General features: G+C 59.4%; 5 protein-coding genes. 4 read left to right on the forward strand and 1 reads right to left on the reverse strand.

The genetic code is table 11. From position 1 onward, the window contains the following. Positions 1–37: 37 nt before the first annotated feature. Complete coding sequence (locus AC3EDY_RS05795; protein ID WP_488571515.1) at positions 38–2,074, forward strand: Atxe2 family lasso peptide isopeptidase; 2,037 nt, start codon at positions 38–40, stop codon at positions 2,072–2,074. Between the two features lie 278 nt (positions 2,075–2,352). Here AC3EDY_RS05795 and AC3EDY_RS05800 read toward each other — a convergent pair whose 3' ends face one another. After that, complete coding sequence (locus AC3EDY_RS05800; RefSeq protein ID WP_488571516.1) at positions 2,353–2,706, reverse strand: hypothetical protein; 354 nt, start codon at positions 2,704–2,706, stop codon at positions 2,353–2,355. A gap of 400 nt (positions 2,707–3,106) precedes the next feature. Here AC3EDY_RS05800 and AC3EDY_RS05805 point away from each other — a divergent pair, with 400 nt between their 5' ends. From AC3EDY_RS05805 to AC3EDY_RS05815, 3 genes are read left to right on the forward strand one after another with little or no spacing between them, the layout of a single operon-like run. Next, a complete protein-coding gene (locus tag AC3EDY_RS05805; RefSeq protein ID WP_488571517.1) occupies positions 3,107–4,873 on the forward strand; it encodes a TolC family outer membrane protein in 1,767 nt (588 codons plus the stop codon). Next, entirely contained in the window at positions 4,870–7,056 is a 2,187-nt protein-coding gene (locus tag AC3EDY_RS05810) for a type I secretion system permease/ATPase (RefSeq protein WP_488571518.1), read from the forward strand. Before AC3EDY_RS05805 ends, AC3EDY_RS05810 begins: the two co-directional genes overlap by 4 nt. Beyond that, complete coding sequence (locus AC3EDY_RS05815) at positions 7,053–8,447, forward strand: HlyD family type I secretion periplasmic adaptor subunit (RefSeq protein ID WP_488571519.1); 1,395 nt, start codon at positions 7,053–7,055, stop codon at positions 8,445–8,447. Before AC3EDY_RS05810 ends, AC3EDY_RS05815 begins: the two co-directional genes overlap by 4 nt. The last annotated feature ends 72 nt before the right edge of the window (positions 8,448–8,519 follow it).

Raw genomic sequence — 8,519 nt, forward strand, 5'->3', positions numbered from 1 at the left:
CCTCCTTCCCCACCCGGCATGGGGAAGCTGCGAAGATGTGCTGCCTCGGGCAGAAGGCCACGGTGGAACGGCGACCCGCGACCTGACGGCCGCCGACCTTATCCAGCTGCGCGAGATCGGCGATCCTGATTCAGCGGTCTTCAACGGGCCAAGCCCGTTTGCAGTCTCGCCGGACGGCACGCGCATTGCCTATATCGTCAACCGCGCTGATCTTGCGGCAAACGGCTATTGCCGGGCGTTGGTCGTCAGCAGGCTTGCGAGCGCGGGTCCACCAAGCGTCGTCGATCGGGGCGGGGAACTGATCAAGATCATGGACGTGCAGCGCGGGTTCTACCTGCCGAGCGGTGCCACGCGCGTGATCGTCCCATCATGGTCGCCTGATGGACGTTCGATAGCGTATCTGCGGCGCGACAATGGCGTCACCCAAGCGTGGGTGGCCCGGGCCGACGGAAGCGGTGCGCGCGCCGTGACGCAATCGAGTGTCGATGTCGAGGTCGCAGCCTGGAGCGGCGACGGATTGCGGCTGCTCTATGGCACGCGAAAGGACATGGCGGCCATACAGGCACAAATCGATCGTCAGGGCCAGTCCGGGTGGCTGTACGACCGCAGCATATCGCCCGAGATTTCGGCGCGGCCGCTGACCCCGGCGACCGACGCGCTCGATGTGCGCGCGGTCGACGTGCGCACGGGCGCGATCAGTGCGGCAGACGCGGCCGACCGAGTGACGGTCGAACGCGCGGCGCCTGCCGACATGCCGGTCGATCCGGAAGCAGTCGGCGTCGATGGCCGTAAAGCCCATCTCGAACACCAGGACAGTTCGCCGCTCGCCCCGGCCAGACTGGTCGTCACCATTGGTGGCATTCGGCGTCGTTGCTATGCCGATGCTTGCGCCGGTGGGATTATCGCGCTCTGGTGGCAGGGTTCCTCGGTTCTCATTCTTCGCCGCGAGGGCTGGGCCAAGGAAACGACGACACTTTACCGCTGGCGCCCGGGCGCAGCGCGCGTCGCAACGATCTTGCGCACGAACGACGTACTGCATGGCTGCGTCAAGGCGGGCAGCGAACTGGTCTGTACCCGCGAGGACAGCAGGACGCCACGCACGGTGATTGCCCTCGACACGGCCAATGGCCGAATGCGGGAGATTTTCAACCCCAACCCCGCGTTTGCCGGCATCCACTTGGGATCGGTTACCCGCCTTAGATGGCGCAACGATCTTGGTCTCGAGGCATGGGGCGACCTGGTCTTGCCCCCGGGGCATAGGCCCGGCACCAAGTTGCCGATGGTCGTCGTGCAATACCATAGCGACGGTTTCTTGCGCGGCGGTACGGGGGACGAATATCCCATCTTCCTTCTTGCCCAGCGTGGGATCGCCGTGCTGAGCACCGAACGGCCAAGTTTCTTCGCGGCCGCCTTTCCGGACCTGAAGACGTGGTACGAGATCAATGCGGCCAACCAGAAGGACTGGGGCGAACGCCGCAGCCTGCTGTCCTCGGTTCTTGCCGGTGTGCATATGGCCGTCGATCGCGGCGACATCGACCCTGCTCGCGTCGGCATCACCGGCTTGAGCGACGGCGCCTCGACCGTTGCCTTTGCCTTGATCAACTCGAAAGCTTTTGCGGCCGCGGCACTCAGCACTTGCTGCATGGAGCCCAATACGACCGCCACTTACGGCGGAATCGCTTGGGCGGAATGGCTGCGCGGGATGGGTTATCCGCCAGCAACCAAAGACAATCCGGACTTTTGGCGCGACATGTCGCTGGCTCGCAATGCCGCCAGGATCGATACCCCGCTGCTCATGCAACTCGCCGACAACGAGTTCCGGCTGGCGCTGGAAGCGTTTGGCGCACTGCACGAGCAGAACAAGCCTGTGGAAATGCATGTCTATCCAGACGAGTATCACGTGAAGTGGCAGCCCATCCACCGGCGTGCGGTTTACGTGCGCAATCTGGATTGGTTCGCGTTCTGGCTGCAGGCTCGGGAGGACGAGAGCCCCGCTAAGGTCGCGCAGTATGGCCGCTGGCGTGCCATGCGTGCGGGAACTCCGCCGGTGCCCGTGGCTGTTCCGGTGCGCTGAACTCCAGTAAATGTCCGGCATGCGTCGAAATGAGAAGGTCGATGTAGGGCAACTGCGATCGTGATGCATGCTCAATCGCCTGGAATATATGGACGTCTGGATTTGATCGGCTTTGAGATCATGAGACTAGCCCCGAGCAGCCAGCATCACCAACTCGTTGGAAGCTCGATCTGCCTTCAACCAATTCCAGGCCAGCAGATCGTTGATCCGGCGGATCGGGTGCCGCTTGCGATGTGGCCTAGCCACGTTAGCTGGGTATGCTCTCGGGCTAACGTTGTTTAGCCTTGCGGCCTCGACCTGCGGACGTGCGGCGGCAGCACGCTCACGACCACGTTCGATGCCAGCAAACACCAGTTCTTGCGGCAGGTGCAGATACTGCGCAGCGTCTTATTGGCGAGGTATTGGCTGATTGCACGACGACAGCTGTCGATGCCGGCCAACTGCTGCAACTTGAGCTTTACCGCATCGCACAATGCTTCAACTGTTGGTGACCGCAAGCTGGTCATCGCTGAGATCCGTTCGCTGCCTTCACCATGAACAGAAAGACCAGCATCCCCATCGCCGGACAAGCCAATTTCAGCACAGCAACCTTTCAAATCTGCTTGTCCGGGCGGGCGTGGTGCTTCGAACACCGAACCTCGATCAAAAATTCGAGACAATTGATTTCAGACACTTTCTGATTGCAACAAAATATGGCAAAAGGGAATTTGGATGCGAAAGGGAGGGGGGATGAGCGAGTTATCACCATGGTTGTCAGCGCTTCGTGGAGCACTTTAGAGCCCGTCGTGGTGTCGGCTCACGGCCTGGCCTGCCGCCGGATCCTGGTTCAATAAACCGGAAAAGAGGGGCTCACTGTCGGTGGCAGATACTACATGGCTGCAGTCGTAGCTACACCTAATCAGTAGTTACTTCTGCCGCAAAGCGATCTTACCAGGCAATTGCTGCATCGACGATGATTTGAAATAATATAATATAAGCTCTGAAGAGCGGTTCTGGTCTATGAATAGACGCGATTATATCTGAAGAAGTGACATGAGTAATTTTCTATCGCTCTTAATTTCGATAGTGATATGCCGCGAGGCTGCTGTTGTGCAAGTGCGCGCCAATTTGTCTCGCTGGAAATGTGGGTGCCTTGCGTGGGTGTCTGCGTTTGTCGTCGTCACAATGTATCAGAACTGCCTCGCACAATCCTTCGGAAATGCCGGCGTCAGGGCATCTGGTGGGTACGCGGAGTCCGGTTCGCTTGATGTTGCTCGTCTCGATGATGCGGAACGCGAGGCATTTGACGATACGCTCGCCAATGCAGTTTCCGACGCCCTTGAGTCCAACCCGGAATTGGAGGCCAGACGCTATGATCTACGTGCGACCGACGATGAAGTGGGGGTCGTCATGGCGCAAACCCGTCCACGCATCCAAGGTCAGATTGCCGGGGGATATGATTATACCATCCCTGGCGTAATTACGCAGGCAACTCGCCCCCTGTCGGACAGGTTAAACAATGCAAATGTTGAGCGGAATGAAATCACATCCCAACTTGTCCTAGACCAACCCCTTTCTACTGGTGGACGAGCCGCAAGCGCTTTACGCGCTGCCTATGCCAATAGCACAGTGGGTAGGGCCAGCTTGAGGGGGGCTGAGGGCGATCTTCTGGTCGACTTGATAGCCGCCTATTCCGATGTCCGCCGGGATCGCCAATCTGTTGCGATCCGCAAGCATAATCTGCAGATGCTAGAAGCGACGCTGGCCGAAGTGGTTGCTCGTCGCGACGCAGGCGAATTGACGCGCACAGACATTGCCCAGGCCGAAACGCAACTGCTTGCAGCGCGCGTGCAACTCAACGCGGTCGAAGCTCAGCTAGAGGCAAGCACGGCATCGTTTACGGCCATCGTCGGCCGGAAACCAGGTAGGCTCGCAAATGAGCCGGCGTTGCCCAATCTGCCAGGCTCTGCAGACGAAGCTTTCGTTCAGGCGGAGGCCCTGAATCCCGATCTTGCCGCAGCCATCGCCCAGGCTCGGGCTTCGCGAGAAAATATCGCCGTGGCGCAGGCCGAGGGGCGCCCAGAGCTTTCGCTCCGGGGCACGGCGGGTACGACAGGCCCCGCGGTCCCGTTCGACAGGACCGAGCACGATGTAACATTCACCGGACGCGCGACCTTGACGGTTCCCCTTTTCACGGGCGGCCGGGTAAGATCGCTTGTGGCCCAGGCGCGAAACAGGGAAAGTGCCGACACGCTTCGCATCGAAGCGACAAGACGCCGGGTGGTGGAAGCCATTATCAACGGGTGGAATCAGTGGGTTACTTCAGATCGCAATGTGACAGCGCAAGAGTTGCAGGTCCGGGCAGCTCGGCTGTTCTATGAAGGCACGCTCGAGGAATATCGCGAGGGTCTTCGTTCGACATTCGATGTCCTCTACGCGCAGAATTCACTGAACGAAACGGAAGTCGCGCTGCTGCAGAACAAGCGTGATCGGTATGTCGCGCAGGCGGTCCTTTTGCGACAAATGGGTCAATTGGAAGCCCGTCGCCTGCTGGCGAGTGTACCTGCCTATGATCCCGACCGATATCTTGCCCAGGTCAAATCGCGCGACTCAGTTCCGTGGGGTGGGTTGGCTCGCGCTCTGGACAAACTCGGCGCCCCGGGCGGCAAGCCTCAAAAGCGTCAGCGGCTGCAACAGACTATCACTGGGGGAATTCGCCCAGGAGAGACGCCCCAAGTGCCGACCACCTTGTTGCAGGGTGGAAGCCAGCCAAATCCCATTCCGGCTCGCAGCGAGCGCAAAGGATCTGCCAACCCATGAGCGAAGCTATGCCAGGCGCTGGCGTCGAGAGCGCTGCGAATTTCAGGGACGACTCCGGCCTTACGGCCTATGCGACGTTGCTAGCTTTGCATAGGATCGCCGTCGATCCTGCCCAGCTGCGCCATGGTCTCGGTCACGAACGGGCGATCGACGCGGGGGACCTGCAGAGACTGGCCAAGCGTAACCCTGATGTGCGCGTTAAAAACATCAGGACGACATTCGAGAAACTGAGGCAGACGCCGCTTCCGGCATTGGCAAATGGACCAGCTGGCTGGTTCATTCTTGCCAAGGTCAGCGAGGATGAAGCGCTTATCCAGCCACCCTGTCCGACAATGGAGGGAGTGCAGCCCCAAATCATGAAAATCGCCCGGGCAGCCCTCGAAGCCATGTGGTCAGGCGAACTGGTATTAGTGACGACCCGCGAAGGCATAGGCGGGATATCTCGGGCGTTTGACGTATCTTGGTTCATTCCCCAGATAGTCAAATATCGCCGCCTCATCGGTGAAGTGCTTCTCGTCACGCTCGGAATAAATCTTCTTGGTCTTGCCTCCCCCCTTTTTTTCCAGAATGTTATAGACAAGGTTCTGGTTCACAATACCCTGGATACATTGACCATTCTTGTTGTGGGATATGCGATTGTTTCGATCTGGGAGACCCTTTTTGGTTGGCTCAGAACCCGGCTCTATTCTGAAACCAGCCAGAAAATCGACGTAGAGCTTGGCGCCAAACTCTTCCGTCACCTCCTTGGTTTGAACTTGTCGTACTTTGAAGCGCGCAGGGTCGGTGACATCGCCATGCGCGTCCGGCAACTTGAAACGATCCGGGAATTCCTGACCAACACCTCGCTGACAGTGCTTATCGATCCGCTGTTCACGATCGTATTCCTCATTGTGATGTGGATCTATTCGACGCAGCTGTTCCTGATCTCGGTGCTTGCCATTCCCTGCTATATCGCAGTGGCAATATTCATAACCGCCCCCCTTCGCAGTCGGATCGAGGAAAAATTCGAGCGCTCTGCCGCGAACAACGCGCTTCTCGTCGAAAGCATCGGCGGTATTCAGACCGTAAAGGCCGGTGCGGTCGAGCCGCAATGGCAGGACCGCTGGGAGCGACAACTGGCAGGTTATAGTTTTGCGTCGCAGAAAGTTATCAATCTCGGCAACACCGGCACGCAACTGATCCAATTGATCTCAAAGATCAACATGGTGCTGATTCTCTATTTCGGCGCCAGGGCCGTGATAGACAAGGACCTGACCGTCGGTGGCCTCGTCGCCTTCAACATGTTTGCCCAGCGGGTCTCCGGGCCGGTCATTCGCATGGCACAACTCTGGCAGGATTTCCAACAAGTCAGAATTGCCGTCGAGCGCCTTGGCGACGTGCTCAATCAGCCAGTTGAGCCGGGCAGCGGAAGCACAGTCGCTCTGCCCTCGATCAAGGGTCAAGTCCGTTTCGAGCGTGTCCGTTTTCGTTATGCGCTCGAGGGTCCTTGGACGATCGAGGATATCGATCTCGATATACCCGCTGGTTCGTCTCTCGGGATTGTCGGCTCCTCAGGCTCGGGCAAATCGACTCTTACGAAATTGCTACAGCGCTTATACGTGCCTGCTGCGGGGCGGATACTGATCGATGGGGTCGATATCGCACAGATCGATCCTGCTTGGCTGCGGCGGCAGATCGGCGTCGTTCTTCAGGAAAATCTTTTGTTCAACCGCTCGATCCGCGAGAATATTGCCCTCGCCAACCCCGCCATGCCTCTGGAGCAGGTCTTGCGCGCGGCGGAACTTGCAGGCGCGCACGAGTTTATTGTCCGTTTGCCCCAAGGCTACGATACGCCAGTGGAGGAGAGGGGCACCAATCTTTCGGGGGGGCAGCGGCAGCGTCTAGCCATTGCCCGCGCCTTGGTGACAGAGCCGCGTATTCTCATTCTCGACGAGGCGACCAGCGCTTTGGATGCTGAAAGCGAAGAGATCATTCAAAACAATCTTAAGGCCATTTCGGCGGGAAGGACTGTCATCATCATCGCACACCGGCTGTCGGCGGTGAGGCAGTGCGACAGGCTCATTACTCTGGAAAGCGGCTGCATTGTCGAACGCGGAACGCATGACGACCTGCTGCAGAATGAGGGGCGTTATGCCGATCTGCATCGCCGGCAAAGCGGCTATGCCGTGGAGCGCACACTGTGAGCAACTGGGGTCATCACTGGGCCGTATTGCGGGAGGCCATCCGCGCGGACCGGGAGCGCAGACGGCTGCTCGTGCCAAGCAGTGAAGCGGATTTTTTGCCGGCGGCGCTGGAAGTGGCTGAAAGGCCGGTTTCTCCCACGGCACGCGTTACCGCATGGGTGCTGCTGGTCGGTCTCGCCCTGGCGATCGCCTGGACTGTTTTTGGACGGGTGGATGTGGTCGCAACGGCGCCGGGCAGCATCATCCCCACCGGGAATGTCAAACTCGTGCAGTCGCCCGGAACAGGAGTAGTGCGCGCCATCCACGTTCAGAATGGTGATGTCGTCAAGAAAGGGCAGCCTCTGCTCGATCTCGATCCGACCATCGCGGGGGCGGATCTTGCGGCGGCGCAAAAGGCGCTGGCGGCGGCGGAACTGGAAATCGCCCGCAACCGGGCAATTGCCGACGCCTTGTCGGGCCGAGGATTGCATTTTGCAGCACCCGCAGGCACTCCTTCCGATGTGGCCGAGACGCAGCATCGTCTGATCGCTGCGCAGCTCGCCGAGATCGAAGCGACCGCGGCAAGCCTGGAGAATGCCCGGCAGTCGGCCCTGGCTGACGCAAATGCGGCGCGGGCAACTGCGGCAAGGCTGGCAGACACGGTGCCGATCCTTGATCGTCAGATTGAGCGAATGAACCGGCTTGATGCAAAAGGCTATGCCCCCGGGCAGCGTCTGCTCGAGCTTGAGCGTCAACGCCGCTCCGAAGTGGGCGACCGATCGGTTGCGCTTGCACAGATCGACCGGGGGAATTCCGAAGCAAGAAAGTTGACCCAGCAGATTGCGCAGACGCGGGAACAGGCGCGGCGGACAGCGCTGGCCGACCTTGCGAAATCGGAAGCGGAAGCGATCCTTCGTCGTGAAGAGGTGACGAAAGCCAAACAGCTCAATCGCTTTCAACAGCTGACTGCCCCGGTCGACGGTGTCGTGCAGAACCTTGAGGTGCATACTGTCGGCGGGGTCGTCGAAGCCGCCAAATCGCTGATGACAGTCGTACCAGCAAAGGGCGGACTGGAAGTTCAGGCCCGCGTTCTTAACAAGGATGTGGGTTTTGTGCGGGTAGGACAGGAGGCGGCGGTCAAGCTCGAGGCATTTCCGTTCACGCGTTATGGTACGGTGCCAGGCCGTGTTCGCTCGATCAGTCGCGATGCCGTGCAGGACAAGGAATTGGGGCTGGTTTACATGGCAACAATCGCTCTGGACCGCAGCTTTGTGAACGCGGATGGGCGGCGCTATGCATTGGCACCGGGCCTTGCAGCGACTGTCGATGTGAAGACCGGGACACGACGTATCATCAGCTACCTGGTCAGCCCGTTGCAGACCAGCCTCGCTCAGGCGGGGCATGAGAAATAGCGTCAGGCATGCAGGGATTTCTGCCAGAACCGACTGAATTATATCGGAATTGGCTTGTGCAACCCCAATCTT

Source organism: Novosphingobium sp. DS6-6 (assembly GCF_057784975.1).

Excerpts from the sequence above, each read along its gene's own strand:
- AC3EDY_RS05810 (WP_488571518.1), top strand. The coding sequence starts at position 4,870 with ATGAGCGAAGCTATGCCAGGCGCTGGCGTCGAGAGCGCTGCGAATTTC.
- AC3EDY_RS05805 (WP_488571517.1), top strand. The coding sequence starts at position 3,107 with ATGAGTAATTTTCTATCGCTCTTAATTTCGATAGTGATATGCCGCGAG.